The organism is Herpetosiphon llansteffanensis, assembly GCF_003205875.1.
GTDB lineage: Bacteria > Chloroflexota > Chloroflexia > Chloroflexales > Herpetosiphonaceae > Herpetosiphon > Herpetosiphon llansteffanensis.
In genome coordinates, this window is record NZ_PUBZ01000103.1 from 112,793 (window position 1) to 128,936 (window position 16,144).

Genomic DNA, 16,144 nt, shown 5'->3' on the forward strand with positions numbered 1-16,144 from the left:
GGCTGCGATTATAGCATGCGGATTTGGCCCTGTGGTAAGCTACAAGCCCACTGCATACCGCAAGTAGGCTTGCAGCAGCGTTTTAGGCTTGTTGGTCGAGATAGGCAGCGATCAAGGCCTCAACTTCGCCTGCCTCGGCGTGACGTTCGGTCTGAAGTTTGCTATAGAGCAATTGCCCATTAACTTCAACTTCAAAACAGCCACCCTGCGAGGGAATCAGGCTCAGTTGCTGAATCGCTTGGCGATGAATGTCCAACAGTTGGGCTGCCAAACTGACAGCACGCGGGGTGTAGTTTCAATACATGCAAAAGGTAATGGTGATCTGCATGAGTAGCCTCCTAAATGCAATAAGCCATTGGTTCATTATACTCAGAAGCGCGAGGGATCAGGGGCTGGGGATCGGGGATCAGAAGCTAGGATATTAGAAACAACAAACTGTGGCTAAAAAGCTTTGCACTTTTAAACAGAAATGTTTGATTCATTGCTCACGTCTTGAGCTTGAAAAAAACATCCATATCGGCCAATTAACCCAAATTGATGTAATTTATGACAAAAAAGACTTGCTTTTAACGCAGAGGCGCAGAGCAGTGAAGGATGAAGGATGAAGGATAAGGGATGAAGTACGAAAGCCAATAGCCAATAGCCAACTCTCCCTTTGTGCTCTTCGTGGATCAAAAAGCAAGCCTAATCCTTGCATTGAAGTTGGATTCACGTACACTCTCAATACAGCATTCAGTTAAATGGAGCAATGATATGCCAAATGAAATTTGGTGGATCTCAACAGCCTTCTTTATTGGCATTATGATTTGGATTTGGAGCAAACGCTCCGAGCGTCCAAGCAGCAGCATTAATCTCAATCAAACCCCAAGCAATCCAGGCCGCACGCCGACCTTTGAGCCAAATTCGCGCGCTCAATTTGGTACAAGTTTCGATTCCAAGCCAATCGATCAAGCAGATATTCAAGCCTTATTACTGCAAGGCAAGAAGATAGAGGCGATTAAACAAGTACGGCTCCAAACCAACCTTGGCCTCAAAGAAGCCAAAGATTATGTTGAGCAGATTGAGCGTGGCGAAAACCCAAGCCAGCTGATTAGCCCAAATCGCGCTGTGCCTCAAGCCCAAGCCTTGCCCGATGATCTGCTGCGTGAAGCCCAAACCATCGCCCGCCAAGGCAACAAAATTCAGGCGATCAAATTGGTGCGTCAAGCAACCAACTTGGGCTTGAAAGAAGCCAAAGATATGGTCGATCGTTGGGTATAACAAAACCACGCTGGGCCAGAATCCAGCGTGGTTTTGAAGCATGGTTGCGTCAAGGCGACGCGAAGAGGTTCGACAAGCGAGGCTTGTCCGCTAATCAGGCTTTGTTGGCACGCACAGCTAAGGCATGCTCAATTGCCCAAATCGATTGTGGCCGCATGTACATACTGGCGCGGAACGTTCGCTCAACGCCCCATGCTTCTGGGGTGCGGAACCACAAACCAAGTTCGTTATAGGTGGCGTTATAGGCTCCCCAAGCGGTTTGCCAGCCTTCAACATCAAGGCCTTCTTGCAGCATCATGGCAGCAATCGCATAGGTTGTGCCGCTCCAAACTTCGCTCGCTTGGTTTGAACTAGTATCAACCGTGCCATCTGGATGCATGCCATTGACTGCACCCAAGGTTCCATCGGCATATTGCATCACGTTGAAGCGATAGACCGTTTGCAAAGCTGAGCGAATCATGGCGTGCGGGGCAACCGCTGGCAAGCCAATTGCGCCTGCATACCATTGACCAACCAATTGATCAGCCATAATCACTTCGCGCAAATCGGTATCGGCGGTGTGATAGCGGAAGTAGGTGCCATTCCAAAGCTTGGTTTCGAAGCTCTGGCGCGCAGCAGCCAACCATTCGCTCCAGCTATCTGCTTGCGCTTGCTCGTCCATGCGTTGGGCCAAGCGAATCGCCGCTTCCAAGGCACAAATCAACAAGCTGGCCGAGTAGCTAGCAGCACCGCTCATCGCCCAGGTATCGTAGGTTTGGTCGGCTCCGCTATGGTCGAGCAAGCCATCGCCATCGCTATCAAATTGGTGCACATATTCCAAGGCAGTCGGAATCGTTGACCACGTTTCTTCAAGCATGGCCTGATCGTTCCACAAGGTTACGTCGCGATAGATGCGCAAAATATACTTGAGGTTGAGATCTTTCCAATTATTGATGTCTTGGAAGTCGTAGGCATTGGTTTTGATCAAGGGTTGCTCTTTGGGCGCACCAAGATCGTGGGGCAAGGCTCCAGCTGCTTTGCGAATCGCTTGCACTTGGGTTGCCACAATCGTCACGACGGTATCATCAGCATCATTGACGGTTTTGGAGAAGGCAATAATTTCGCCGCGTTCAAGCTCTGGCCACAAGGCCAAAATGCTCCACGAGCTATAAAACGACACATCGAGCGTGCCATAGAACGGATAATCGTAGCATTCAAGGTAGCTGAACAAGCCCACCGAATCCTCAGCAGGTTCAGGCTCGCCCACCGCGCGATCAACCCACAACGTACCACCATCAACTAAATAATAAAGTTCGTTAAAAAGAGCAGATTTATACCAAAGTGGCCGTTGATCGTCGTTGAGAATTGGGTTTTGCCACGCTTCAATCGCGTTGCGCCATGCATCGGCGTTGTTCAAACTAGCGGTTGCCAAGGCTTGAGCTTGATCGCCATTCGTGCCCCAGAAATGGGTATAGCGCTTGTACCAGCGGCTTTCATCAGCAAACTCGACGATTGGGAAATCCCAAGCAAGGCTGAATGGAATCACCGCGCTTGCACCTGGCGCAAGTTCGAGGGTAACGGCAATTGCGGTAGCGCTCCGTTGGTCGGCAGCAACCTGTTGGCTGGTTGGATACTCGGTCAATTGACCATCGCTGGCAAAATCTTGCCATAGCGCGGCTGCATCTTGAGCAACATCCCAACACGTCCATTGACTAACGCTGGCAGATTCGGGTGCTTGGACGGCCAACGCCCACGTACCATTGTGGCTGCTCAAAGCTTGGTCGCTGGTTTGGCTCAAGGTCACGCCAGCCGTGTTGCCATCGTGCCATGCGTTGTGTTGGCGTTGCAAGCTCAGGCCCGCTGCCTCAACTGCCCGTGTATGTTCCCAGGTCAGCATCAAGCCCAAGCGCACGGTTTCGCTGCCACGGTTGGTCACGCGCCATGTAAACACGCCAACAGGGAAGCTACTTTCCTTGAGATTGCCAGCCAAAACAGGTGAGAATTGCTCTTGCACCAATTCAAGCGGCCAATCTGGGTGTTGATAATCGAACCAAGCGCGAGGGAAAAGCGCATGATACTTGCCAGCGCCAACTGGATAATTCCAATTCCATGTGCTCAGTTCATCGCCATCTGGTTGGGTTGTGCACAACACTTGGGCTGCTTGTTGGCTGGCGGTTTGCCAGAAAACACTCCATTGGTTGGGCCAAACGCTGCGATTAACGTGTTTGCCAACTTCTAAATGCCAGCGCGACCAATCGCCGCGAAAGTTACGGCCAATCGCCCCGCTGCCCATGCCACCAATTGGCAAACCATGAAAGACACCATCGTCAATGATTGGCCCATGATCGTGGGCGGCAACCGCCGCATTCTGGTAATCGAGGCCAAGCGGGCGTTGCCACGCTGCGAGAGGAATTGAGGGGTGGTGGCGTTGTTCGGTCATGATCCTGTGCTCCTATGTTTGGTTGCGATTCCCAAACACTGCTCGATAAATAACAAAGCGACGTGCAGACCTCAGCAACGCCAAAGTCTGCACGCCTTTGTCCCGGTTGTTGAGAAAATAAATCTATTTGACAGCGCCAGCGGTAAGGCCAGCGATAAATCGCTTTTGTAAAAGGAAGAACATCGCGGCAACTGGCAGAATAATCACCACCGACGCTGCCGAAAGCAACTCGTAGCGATTTTGCGAGCCAGCAACACCCGTAAATTGGCGAATCCCGACCGGAATCGTCTGTACATTCAAGATCCATGCGAACAACAGTTCATCCCATGCGGTCAAGAACACAAAGATCGCAGTTGAAATTACGCCTGGGCCTGCCAACGGCATAATAATATACAAGAAGGCTTGGAAACGGGTTGCCCCATCGACCATGGCCTGTTCTTCCAAGTCGATTGGAATCGTCGCAAAGAAACTGCGCTGAATCCAGAGTGAGATTGGCAAAAAGAAACCAACATACAGCACAATCGCGCCAAAATTGGTGCCAATCAAGGGAATGCCAAGGTTATTTTTCAACCAAAGGAAGGTCATATACAACGGAATTAGGAACAAAGTGCCAGGCACCAATTGGGTTCCCAAAATCGCCATACTAAACCCACCCGAACCAGGAAAACGGAAGCGGGCCAAGGCATAGCCCGACATCGAAGCCAAAATGGTCACAACGAGGGTTGTAACTCCACAAATAATCAAGCTATTGCTGAAATAGGTGCCGAATTTAACCCGCGTCCACATTTCGCTATAGTTGCTAAATTTCCACTCACTAGGGAAGAAGCTACTAGCAGCTGCGAACTCATCGCGTGATTTGAACGAGCCAAGAATCAAGAAGAGAATTGGCAACAACATAAAGGCAATCAGAATCAGCAACAAAATATCGCCACCACGATCGAACAACCATGCTTTATAGTTGATTGTCGCGCGTGCTGGTCGGGCCGATTCGGCCTTTTTACTGAGCGAAACACCCATAAACGGCCTCCTTATTCAGCCCGCAAGCTATCGCGGAATGTACGATACCAAATGCCAACAAAGATCAACAGCATGCCCATCAAAATCACCGAGGCTGCCGAGCCAAATCCATAGAGGTGACGTTCCCACGTCTGGCGCGTAATTGCTGGTACGAGCAAGTCGGCATATTCGCCTGCGAAACCGGTACCACCGCCAAACATTTGGACAGCGATATTATAGCCGCCGTAGAAACCATTAATCAAGCCAAACAACACTTGGGTTGCAGCAATCGGCTTAATCAGTGGCAAAGTAATGTGGCGAAAGCGCTGCCAGCCATTTGCGCCGTCAAGTGAGGCCGCCTCATATAAGTCGGTTGGAATCACCTGAATTGCGGCGAGGAACATAATCGTGGTGAAGGGCAACCCTCGCCAAACGGTGGCAATCACCAAGGCATACAGCGAGTTAGGGCCAATCAACCAGGTTATTGGCGTATCAACAATATTCAAGCCGAGCAAAATTCGATTGGCCAAGCCACCTTGTTCGAGCCAAATAAAGTTAAAGATCGTGCCAGTGACGAAGGTGGGCACAACCCACGGCAACAAGACCAAGGTTCGGGCAATCCCGCGCCAGCGGAAATTACGATTCAGCAGCATGGCCAGAATCAAGCCCACGCCCAGCGTGCCAATATTCGTCCAAATGGTATAGACTAAAGTATTTGAGGCTGCATTAATTAGGCCAGTTACCCGCGAGCTTGCGCCATCTTCACCGATGCCAAAAATCGCGTTGAATACTTCGATGTAGTATTTAAGCCCAACAAATGGAGCTTTGAGGTAGAGGGTCAGGGTGGTAAGCCGAACGTCGAGGAGTGAAAGATACAAGCCTTGCACAATCGGAATCAAGTGGACAACCAGCATCGCTACAATAGTTGGAGCGATAAATTTATATGCTAGGCTGTTTTGCCGAATCCGTTGCCACAATGAGAGTTTATTTTTTTTTGGTGCCAGAGCCATAAACGTCGCTCCATTGCGTGGATGCAGTCGCTGATGGGATGCAGGCGTTTTTCAGCCTACATCCCATCACCAAGTCCGATTATTTACCCAACAATTCGTTGACGGTTTGAGCAGCTTGATCCAAGCGGGTCTTGACGACTTCAGCGCTGACTGGGCCGCCAGCGGTTGCTACATCGTCCCACAATGAACCAAGTTGTTCGTTGAGAACGCTCTCAACTTGACCCCATTCAGCGATAGGTGCTGAGGTCTTGCCTTTAGCAGCAGCTGAGATGAACACGCTGTACAACGGATCGCTGGCGATGCTAGCATCTGCTTGAGCGGTCTTGGTTGCTGGCAACATCCCGATAGCTTGGCTGTAGCGCAATTGTGATTCGTTACCGGCCAAGAATTGGACGAACTTGACAGCGGCTTCGACGTTTTCGCAGCTCTTCAAGATAGCCAAGTTGCTACCACCAACGAAGGTGTATGAGCCACCTGGGCCTGCTGGGAATTCGGCGTAGGCCAAGTTGTCGGCCACGGCGCGGTTAGTCCAGCCACCAGCATCAGCAGCAGTGCGAGCATTGCTGATCAACCATGGGCCAGTGATGGCGCTGAAGGTGCGGCCATCGCCGAAGCTGGCATCAACTTGGGCTGAGTTCAATTCCAAGGTGTTGGTGACGGTCAATTTGCTGCTGTAGAGGTTTGCAAATTCTGAAACACCGGCCACAGCTGCATCTGAGTTGAAGGTTGCTTCGCTGAGGTCGCTGCTCAACAAATCGCCACCGCTGTTCCAGATCCACATTGAGCTATTTTGCCAAACGTTCCAGTCGTTGCGGCCTGGGAAAGCGATCCCAGCAACGTCAGGATTTTGTTCTTGGATGGTAGCCAAGGTGGTTTTGAAGCTAGCCCAATCCTTGAAGGCATCTTCTGGCTTCAAGCCAGCTTTTTCCAACAAGTCTTTGCGATAGGCCAAGGCGCGCACATCAGCAAACCATGGAATCGAGAACGTGCCTTCCATACCTTGCAATTGTGAGGTTGCCCATGAAGCGGCTACGAAGCTGTCGCTGCCACCCATAGCGGTGATTTCTTCTGCGGTGAATGGGCGTAAGCCACCCATTGCAGCAAAGGTTGGGTTCCAGGTCGTACCCAATTGGGTCAAACATGGGCCTTCGCCACCTTGAACCGAGGTTTGGATGCGTTGGAATGCAGCACCCCAGTCGAGCATTTCTGGCTCAACGTTAATGCCTGGGTTTGCTTTTTCGAAAGCATCAATTTCTGCTTGGATAGCATCTGCTGGAGCAGCACCGTTTGGCATGTGCCACAGCTTCAAGGTCACTTCGCCAGCAGCTGGCTCGGCGGTTGCTGGTTCGGTGGTTGCTGCGGTTTCGGCAGTTGCAGCAGTGGTTGGCTCAACTTGGGCCGCAGTCGTTGCGGTTGCAGCTGGAGCAGTTGTCGCGGTGGGAGCGGTCTCAGCACCACCACAAGCAACTAAGATCATTGAGATCAGGGTTAAGAGGGTTAGCCAATTAATAAACGGACGGCGTGAGCGTTGCATACGAATCCTCCTTGATTCCGGCGTTGAGTGGGTTGAACATCAATGTCCAATGCGAACGCATTTGGGATCGCTCCCAAAAACTCCCGTGTTCGATCAGACCATGCGATCTAGTGAATCCGGCGGGTTTATGAAACCCGTGGTCCGCACGATTGGCGTAAGACTAACGAAGGTGAGAGACGGATGTGTTGCTGAAGCGGTGGTCGCCCTTCGAGATGGTCAAGCAACATCGTAGCGGCGGTACTTCCGAGTTTTTGAATCGGTTGGTGAATTGTCGTCAGGGCTGGGGTTGTGTAGGCCGCGCCTGGCACATCATCAAAGCCGATCAACGAAATATCATGCGGGGCATGTAAACCGGCCTCATAAATAGCCCGTAAGGCTCCTAACGCCATGGTGTCGCTGGCCACAAAGACAGCGCTTGGTCGATGTTCAAGGCTCAGCAATTGGCGCATTGCAGCATAGCCACCCTCTTGGGTAAATTCGCCCTCAATCATCAATTGATGCTCGATTGCGACTCCAGCTTGCAACAGCGATTGCTTGTAGCCATCACGTCGATCAATGGCGGTTTTCATCTGAAGTAGGCCTGTAATTGCCCCAATCCGTCGATGGCCAAGTTGCAATAAATGATTGACTGCCAGCACTGCGCCCGCCCGATTTGCCACATCAACGGTATACATTGGTTGCATATAGGGGTGTTCGCCGATTAAGACCAACGGCATTTGGTCGTTAATCAACAAGGGCAAAACTGGGTCATCAATATCGCTCGAAAGCATCAACAGACCGTCGGTCATCCGACTACGTAATACTCGCTGATAGAAATCCCGTTCTTGTAGCCCCGTCACCATCGAGAGCATCACCGAATAATCCCGTTCAGAACAGGTTTCGGTAATTCCTTGAATAATTAAGGGAAAGAATGGATCAGTGAAGATAATTGCCGAGCTGCGTGGGATCAACAGGGTCACCACATTGGTTCGGCGGCTTGCCAGACTGCGGGCGGCTGCCTGCGGAACATATTCTTGTTCGCGAATAACTTCCAACACCCGTTGTCGCACTTCAGGCCGCACGCTGGGATGATTATTAATTACCCGCGAAACGGTTGAGCGTGAAACATTCGCAAGTTGGGCTATTTGACGAATCGTGAGTTGTTCCACGGTGAAACCCCACAAACTGATTTAAATTACTTTGGAACCGGTCTCAGAAGTCTTGGGGAGAGAATAAAAGATCTTATGTATTTTGTCAAGCTGTACGTTGCTAAATGCTAATTTTAGATTTCTTTATAGCTCTGTAGTAGGTTTTTAGCCCTTTAGAACAGGCAAAATTCAAATCTAAAAACTTTTTAAAATTTACGCTTGACAAGTTGCAATGAATCATTTAGGATATTTTTACTTTCATAACAACCTGTGCTTGGGAGCGATCTCATTCTACTACTGCATCACACTCCTTCCTCCTATATCACGCAACAAACGCTTGATTTCGAGCCATTGGGAGCGGTCTCAATCGCCTGAGCAAGCAACGTTGAAGCCACAGCGACCATGATCGTCGTGCTGTGCCACGCAGCACATCAGTACATGCAATCAACATTAAAGCCTTCAATGTAGGAAGGAGTGTCCAATGATGAGTACACCGCTCGAACGTTCGAGCCAACGCTGGCGACTTTTCGCCGGAATCGTTGCTTGTTTGATGATTGCAGGGCTAGTTCTTAGCCCAACCACCCCTACCAAAGCAGCCGCGCCGCTATACGCTTATGGCGAAGCACTGCAAAAGTCCTTTTTCTTCTACGAAGCGCAACAGGCAGGCCCAAAACCAAGCTGGAATCGCGTTACATGGCGCGGCGATTCAGTGCTCAACGATGGCGCTGACGTTGGCCTCAACCTCAGCGGCGGCTGGTTCGACGCTGGCGACCACGTTAAGTTTGGCTTTCCAATGGCGGCTTCGGCCACAATGTTGGCTTGGGGCGCGGTTGAATATCGCGATGCCTATGCCCAAAGCGGCCAGCTTGATGAATTGCTGAACAATTTGCGCTTCGTCAACAATTATTTCATCAACGCCCATCCCTCAGCCAATGTGCTCTACGGCCAAGTTGGCAATGGTGGCAAAGACCATGCCTTCTGGGGTCCAGCAGAAATTATTCACCTCGACGACCAAGCAGGCCCACGCCCTTCGTACAAAATCGATGCAACTTGTGGCGGCTCAGATTTGGCTGGCGAAACCGCCGCTGCCATGGCCGCCTCGTCGATTGTGTTTCGGCCAACCGACCCAGCTTATGCCGACACGTTGCTGAGCCATGCTCGCCAACTGTATAGCTTTGCCGACACTGTGCGCGGCAAATATAGCGACTGTATCACCGATGCCACCTCGTTTTACAACTCGTGGAGCGGCTACAACGATGAGTTGGTTTGGGGTGCAATTTGGTTGTATCGCGCAACCAACGAAACCAGCTACCTCAATAAAGCTGAGCAATATTATGCCAACCTCAGCACCGAACCCCAAAGCACAATCAAATCGTATCGCTGGAGCATCGCATGGGATGATAAATCCTATGGTTGCTATTTGTTGCTAGCCAAATTGACTGGCAAACAACAATACAAAGACGATACCGAACGCTGGTTGGATTATTGGACGGTCGGTTATAACGGCCAACGCATCACTTATTCACCAGGTGGCTTGGCTCAGTTGGATACCTGGGGAGCCTTGCGCTACTCGGCCAATACATCATTCGCCGCCTTTGTCTACAGCGATTACATCAGCGATGCAACCAAAAAAGCGCGCTATCACGATTTTGCGGTCAGCCAAATCAACTATATGCTGGGCAGCAACCCACGCAATAGCAGCTATGTGGTTGGCTTCGGCAACAATCCGCCAGTCAATGTGCACCATCGCACCGCCCACGGCTCATGGACAGATTCATTGAGCAATCCAGTCAATCAACGCCATATTTTATACGGCGCGTTGGTTGGCGGCCCAGCCAAAGGTTCGGGCGATGCCTACACCGATAGCCGCAACGATTATGTGGCCAATGAAGTTGCCACCGACTACAATGCAGGCTTCACCAGCGCTTTGGCTCGCATGTATAGCGAATTTGGCGGCGCGCCACTCGCCAGCTTCCCACCGGTTGAAACCGCTGAAGATGAATTTTTCGTGGAAGCCAAAGTGAATGCTTCAGGCCCACGCTTCATCGAAATTAGCGGCGTAGTGCATAACCAAAGTGCTTGGCCGGCCCGCAACAGCACCAAACTCAGCTATCGCTACTTTGTCGATTTGAGCGAAGTGTTTGCTGCTGGCTATGGCTTGAGCGATATTACGGTGAGCAGCGCCTATACCCAAGGCTCAGGCGTTTCGGCGCTCAAGCAATGGGCTGGCACCATTTACTACGTCGAAATCGCCTTTGCTGGCATCAACGTCTATCCAGGCGGCCAATCGGAATCACGCAAAGAAGTGCAATTCCGGCTCTCGTTGCCAACCAACACCAACGCCCAACAATGGGACAATACCAATGACTGGTCGTTCAATGGCGTTGGCACGAGCACTGATCGGCTCAAAACTCGCCGCATCCCAGTCTACGACAATGGCGTAAAAGTCTTTGGCGATGAGCCTGGTGGCAGCAACGTAACGCCAACCGCAACCGCGTTGCCAACCAACACGGCTACGCCAACCGTGCGCCCAACCAATACCGCAACCCCAACCACGGGGCCAAGCCTTACGCCAACGACGCGCCCAACCAACACCGCAACCCCAACCGTTGGCCCAAGTGTGACCCCAACCATCCGCCCAACCAATACCGCAACGCCATTGCCAAGTGCAACCGCGTTGCCAACCAACACACCACTACCAACCAACACGCCAGTTGCTGGTGCATGCCAAGTCAAATATCGCGTTGCCAACGATTGGGGCAGCGGCTTCCTTGGCGATGTGACCATCACCAACGGCGGCGCTGCCATCAACAGCTGGACGCTGACTTGGAGCTTTGCTGGTAATCAACAAATTAGCAATCTCTGGAGCGGCGTGGTCAGCCAAACTGGTCAAAACGTCGCGGTCAGCAACGCTGGCTGGAACGGAAATCTTGCCAATGGCGGCTCGGTCAATGTTGGCTTCCAAGGAACCTACAGCGGAACCAATAGCATTCCCACAAGCTTCAGCCTGAACGGCGCTGCTTGTACGATTGTGCCATAACCAATTAGCAAAGCCTCGGCAATGGTTGCAGCGAACGATCCGCGCTGTTTGCTACAACCATTGCCCTAGGTTCGCAAGCTAGTTGTATGGAAATAGATAGCTCTGCCGTCGATTGGGCAGAGGTTCGCTTCGTATTGTCTCTGAACTTTTCATTTATCCAAGGAGCATGTATGTCTCGGCACTATTATGCCCGAGGGGCGATGTTGTTAGCGCTGCTAACAATGATTGGTGGTCTGCTGACCACCCAAAATGCCAAACCAACCGCCGCCGCTGCCAGTTGTGTTGTCACGTATCGCGTTCCCAATGATTGGGGCAGTGGCTTCCTCGGCGATGTTAATATTCAGAATAATGGCGCTGCGCTCAGTAGCTGGACGGTTGGCTGGACGTTTGCTGGCAACCAGCAAATTACCAACCTTTGGAGTGGCGTTGTAACCCAGACCGGCCAAAATGTCAGCGTCAGCAACGCTGGCTGGAATGGCTCAATCGGCAGCGGTGGCGCTGTAAACTTTGGGTTCCAAGGAACCTACAGCGGAGCTAATGCCCTGCCAACCGTGTTTACGTTAAATGGTGTGGTTTGTGGTGAAACCAATCCCAACCCAACCGCAACTGTGCCACCAACCAATACAACTGTGCCGCCAACCGCGACCACTCGGCCAACCAATACCGTCGTTGTGCCACCAACCAACACGGCTGTGCCACCAACCGCGACCACTCGGCCAACCAACACGGCTGTGCCACCAACCGCGACCAACGGCCCAACCAGCACGCCACGGCCAACCAATACGCCAACCGTGGTGCCACCAACCAGCACCCCAACTATCCCAGGCGACGATACCTACGATCAACGCTTCTTGGAGCTGTACGCCGAGTTGAAAAACCCAGTCAACGGCTACTTCAGCCCAGAAGGCGTGCCCTACCACTCAATCGAAACCTTGATTGTTGAAGCCCCCGATTATGGCCACGAAACCACATCCGAAGCCTATAGTTACTGGTTGTGGCTCGAAGCCATGTACGGCGAAGCAACTGGCAACTGGCAACCATTGGCCGATGCTTGGCGCAACATGGAAATGTACATCATTCCAACCAGCCAAGATCAACCAAGCAGTGGTTCATACAACGCCAACAGCCCAGCCACCTACGCTGGCGAATGGGAACAACCAAACCTGTATCCATCACAATTGCAAACCAACGTTTCAGTTGGCCAAGACCCAATTGCCGCTGAATTGCGCTCGGCCTACGGCACCAGCGATGTCTATGGCATGCACTGGTTGCTCGACGTTGATAACTGGTATGGCTATGGCCGCCGTGGCGATGGCACCAGCAAACCATCATATATCAACACCTTCCAACGTGGCGCGCAAGAATCAGTGTGGGAAACCGTGCCCCACCCATCGTGGGAAAGTTTCAATGATGGCGGCCCCTTCGGCTTCTTAAACTTGTTCACTGGCGATGCCAGCTACGCTCGCCAATGGCGCTACACCAACGCTCCCGATGCCGATGCCCGCGCTGTCCAAGCGATCTACTGGGCTAAAGTATGGGCCGACGAACAAGGCGGCTCGCCAATCGTCAATGGCTTGGTAAGCAAAGCAGCCAAAATGGGCGACTACCTGCGCTACGCCTTCTTCGACAAGTACTTCAAGCAAATTGGCTGTACCTCAACCTCGTGCCCAGCAGGCTCAGGCTACAACAGCGCGCACTATCTGTTGTCGTGGTACTACGCTTGGGGCGGTTCGATTGGCAATGGCGGCGGCTGGGCATGGCGCATCGGCAGCAGCCACAATCACTTCGGCTACCAAAACCCAATGGCAGCCTGGATCTTGGGCAGCCAACCAGCGTTCAAACCAGCTTCAACCAACGGCGCTCGCGACTGGAACACCAGCTTGACCCGCCAAATTGAGTTCTACACCTGGTTGCAATCAAGCGAAGGCGCAATCGCTGGCGGTGCTACCAACAGCTGGAATGGCCGCTACGAAGCAGCTCCAGCAGGCACCAGCACCTTCTACAACATGGCCTACGACGAAAAACCGGTCTACCACGATCCTGCGAGCAACACCTGGTTTGGTTTCCAAGCTTGGTCGATGGAACGGGTCGCTGAATACTACTACGCTTCAGGCGATGTCAAAGCCAAAAACGTGCTCGACAAGTGGGTAACCTGGGCTTTGGCCAACACCACCTTGACCAGCAATGGCAGCTACGAAATTCCATCAACCTTGGCATGGACTGGCCAACCAGCGACTTGGAACGCCAGCAACCCAGCCGCCAACAGCAACTTGCACGTTACGGTTGTCGATAAAACTCAAGACGTTGGTGTTGCTGCTGCATATGCCAAGACCTTGATGTACTACAGTGCCGCTACCAAGCGCTATGGCACGCAACACGTTGCCTCACAAACCGTCGCCAAAGCATTGATCGATCGCATGTGGACACAGTATCGCGATGATAAGGGCGTTGCGAACCCAGAAACCCGCCGCGACTACAACCGCTTCGATGATCCAGTGTCTGTGCCAAACGGCTGGACTGGCACTATGGCCAATGGCGATCCAATCAACAATTCATCGACGTTCTTGAGCATTCGCACCAAGTACGAAGATGATCCAGCCTTCCCAGCAGTGCAAGCCTACCTCAACGGTGGCCCAGCACCAACCTTCACCTACCACCGCTTCTGGGCACAAGCAGATATCGCAATGGCGTACGCCGAATACGATCGCTTGTTCCAATAAGCAGCACGACTGCGCGTTAGTGCCGGCTAACGCGCAGTTGTTAATAAACCTTAATTGCAGGACTTTTAGGCTATCCATTAAATATCTTAATAAAGAGTAAACTGAGGGCGGCAGTTAATTGTCTGCCCTCTTTGTTCTGAATTGTTCTTTTTGGAGGTTGTTTGATGTTAAAGCATCGCAAAATGCTGCTGCTGGTGGCGTTACTCGCGCTCATTAGCGTGCCATGGCTGCAATCCAAATCAGCGCAAGGCAATAACGTTAGCCCATTGTTGTTCCCATACAATCAAGCTTCAGGCATTAACTATAATGTGACCGATCTCACACAGGCTTGGAATGAGTGGAAAAGCAACATGATCACCGCCAATAATGCTGGCGGCGGCAATCGGCTGCGCGTGATGGGCGGGGTCGATAACTCATCGACGGTTTCTGAAGGCCAAGGCTATGGCATTCTCTTCGCCTCGATTTTCGATGACCAAAATACGCTTGATGGCTTGTGGTTGTTCACCCGCGATCACCTCGACCCCAACGGCTTGATGCACTGGCACATTGGCAATCCAGGCCAATTGCGCGGTAGCTACGCCGCCACCGATGGCGACGAAGATATTGCCTTGGGCCTTGTCAATGCCTGTGTCAAGGTGCGCAAGGGCGTTTGGCAACCAAGCAGCAATGGCTTAGATTATTGTGGCTTGGCAACAACGATGATCAACAATATTTATACCTACGAAGTTGATCATCCTGGCTCAAGCCCAATCGCTGGCTTGCCCAACAACCCAGGCAACGAATTATTGCCCGGCGATGGCTGGAACTTGACCCGCGACTATCCAGAAGGCATCGTCAATCTTTCCTATTTCTCGCCTGGCTATTTCACCGTTTTTGGTAAATTCACTGGCAAAACCAGCGAATGGGAAGCGGTCAACAGCCGGAATTATGAAATTACCAACTTAGCTCAATCACGCCCGGGCAACTGCTCCAAACTCGTGCCCAACTGGAACCAATATGATGGCGATGCCCAACTCGTTTCGTGGCAGCCAGAAGAATATGCCTGGTGGAGCTACGACGCAGCGCGCTTTGCATGGCGCGTCGCCGTCGATAAGGCTTGGTACAACACCGCCAGCTCACGCGAAACCATGAACGAAGTTGGTGGTTTCTTCAGCAGTGTCGGCATCGAAAACGTCCAAGCACGCTACCGCATGAACGGCACGTCAGTTGATAATTATCGCGGCGTGTTCTTTGTGGCCAATGCTGCTGCCGCAATTTGGGCCGCCCCAGCTCCGCAAGCTGTCAATTGTGGCGCTGCCACGGGCCAGCTCAAAACCAGCCCGCAACAAGCGTATAACATGGTTTTGGCCACCAAAGATGCGCCAAATTCATATTATGTCAATGCTTGGCGCTTGATGAGCATGTTGCTGCTGACCGGCAACTTCCCCAATATTTATGAATTAGCCAACAGCGTTACGCCAACCAGCACGCCATTGCCAACCAATACAACGGTTCCAGCAACCAGCACGCCAATCCCAGCAACCAGCACCCCACGCCCAACCAATACAACGGTTCCGGCAACCAGCACGCCAGTACCAACCAATGTATTGCCAACCAACACGCCAGTGCCAACCAATGTATTGCCAACCAATACAGCGGTTCCAACAATTCGCCCAACCAACACACCTGTGCCAACCAGCGTACCGCCAACCAACACACCAATTGCTGGCGCATGCCAAATCACTTACACCATCAGCAACGATTGGGGCAGTGGATTCACCGCCGATGTCAGCATTCGCAACAATGGTGCAGCGATTAATAGCTGGAATGTCGCTTGGAGCTTTGCAGGCAATCAACAAATTACCAATCTTTGGAATGGCGTTGTCAGCCAAACTGGTCAAAATGTCAGCGTCAATAGCGCCGGCTGGAATGGCTCGATCGCCAGTGGCGGCACTGCCAGCTTTGGCTTCCAAGGAACCTACAGCGGTAGCAACGCCAAACCAAGCAGCATTAGCTTGAATGGCACTGCTTGTAGCGTCGCGCCATAAGATTCTTGGTA

9 protein-coding genes and 1 pseudogene are annotated in these 16,144 nt (G+C 52.0%); 4 read left to right on the top strand and 6 right to left on the bottom strand.

Annotated features, from left to right (window positions below; all coding sequences use genetic code 11):
- Nucleotides 1-82 precede the first annotated feature (82 nt).
- Nucleotides 83-283, bottom strand: a pseudogene (locus C5S61_RS15455) (Rdx family protein); the annotation flags it as partial.
- 470 nt (nt 284-753) lie between these two features.
- Here C5S61_RS15455 and C5S61_RS15460 point away from each other — a divergent pair.
- A complete protein-coding gene (locus C5S61_RS15460; protein WP_110516157.1) occupies nt 754-1,260 on the top strand; it encodes a ribosomal protein L7/L12 in 507 nt (168 codons plus the stop codon).
- Nucleotides 1,261-1,354: 94 nt separating this feature from the next.
- Here the strand turns inward: C5S61_RS15460 and C5S61_RS15465 are convergent, their stop codons facing one another.
- The 5 genes from C5S61_RS15465 to C5S61_RS15485 form a co-directional block, all read right to left on the bottom strand.
- Nucleotides 1,355-3,679: a GH116 family glycosyl hydrolase gene (locus tag C5S61_RS15465; protein WP_110516159.1), complete on the bottom strand. Its 2,325-nt coding sequence runs from the start codon at nt 3,677-3,679 to the stop codon at nt 1,355-1,357.
- Between the two features lie 123 nt (nt 3,680-3,802).
- Nucleotides 3,803-4,696, bottom strand: coding sequence for a carbohydrate ABC transporter permease (locus C5S61_RS15470; RefSeq protein WP_205701411.1), 894 nt, complete (start codon nt 4,694-4,696; stop codon nt 3,803-3,805).
- Nucleotides 4,697-4,707: 11 nt separating this feature from the next.
- A complete protein-coding gene (locus tag C5S61_RS15475) occupies nt 4,708-5,685 on the bottom strand; it encodes a carbohydrate ABC transporter permease (protein WP_110516161.1) in 978 nt (325 codons plus the stop codon).
- A gap of 79 nt (nt 5,686-5,764) precedes the next feature.
- Nucleotides 5,765-7,219: a sugar ABC transporter substrate-binding protein gene (locus tag C5S61_RS15480; protein WP_110516163.1), complete on the bottom strand. Its 1,455-nt coding sequence runs from the start codon at nt 7,217-7,219 to the stop codon at nt 5,765-5,767.
- A gap of 125 nt (nt 7,220-7,344) precedes the next feature.
- A complete protein-coding gene (locus tag C5S61_RS15485; protein WP_124033441.1) occupies nt 7,345-8,367 on the bottom strand; it encodes a LacI family DNA-binding transcriptional regulator in 1,023 nt (340 codons plus the stop codon).
- 460 nt (nt 8,368-8,827) lie between these two features.
- Here C5S61_RS15485 and C5S61_RS15490 point away from each other — a divergent pair, with 460 nt between their 5' ends.
- From C5S61_RS15490 to C5S61_RS15500, 3 genes are all read left to right on the top strand, one after another.
- Nucleotides 8,828-11,386: a glycoside hydrolase family 9 protein gene (locus tag C5S61_RS15490; protein WP_110516168.1), complete on the top strand. Its 2,559-nt coding sequence runs from the start codon at nt 8,828-8,830 to the stop codon at nt 11,384-11,386.
- A gap of 170 nt (nt 11,387-11,556) precedes the next feature.
- Nucleotides 11,557-14,106 carry a glycoside hydrolase family 48 protein gene (locus C5S61_RS15495; protein WP_110516170.1) on the top strand — a complete coding sequence of 850 codons (2,550 nt, stop codon included), beginning with the start codon at nt 11,557-11,559 and terminating at the stop codon, nt 14,104-14,106.
- A gap of 164 nt (nt 14,107-14,270) precedes the next feature.
- The gene (locus C5S61_RS15500; RefSeq protein WP_110516172.1) at nt 14,271-16,133 is read left to right on the top strand and encodes a glycosyl hydrolase family 8; all 1,863 of its coding nucleotides are present in this window, start codon (nt 14,271-14,273) and stop codon (nt 16,131-16,133) included.
- Nucleotides 16,134-16,144 lie beyond the last annotated feature (11 nt).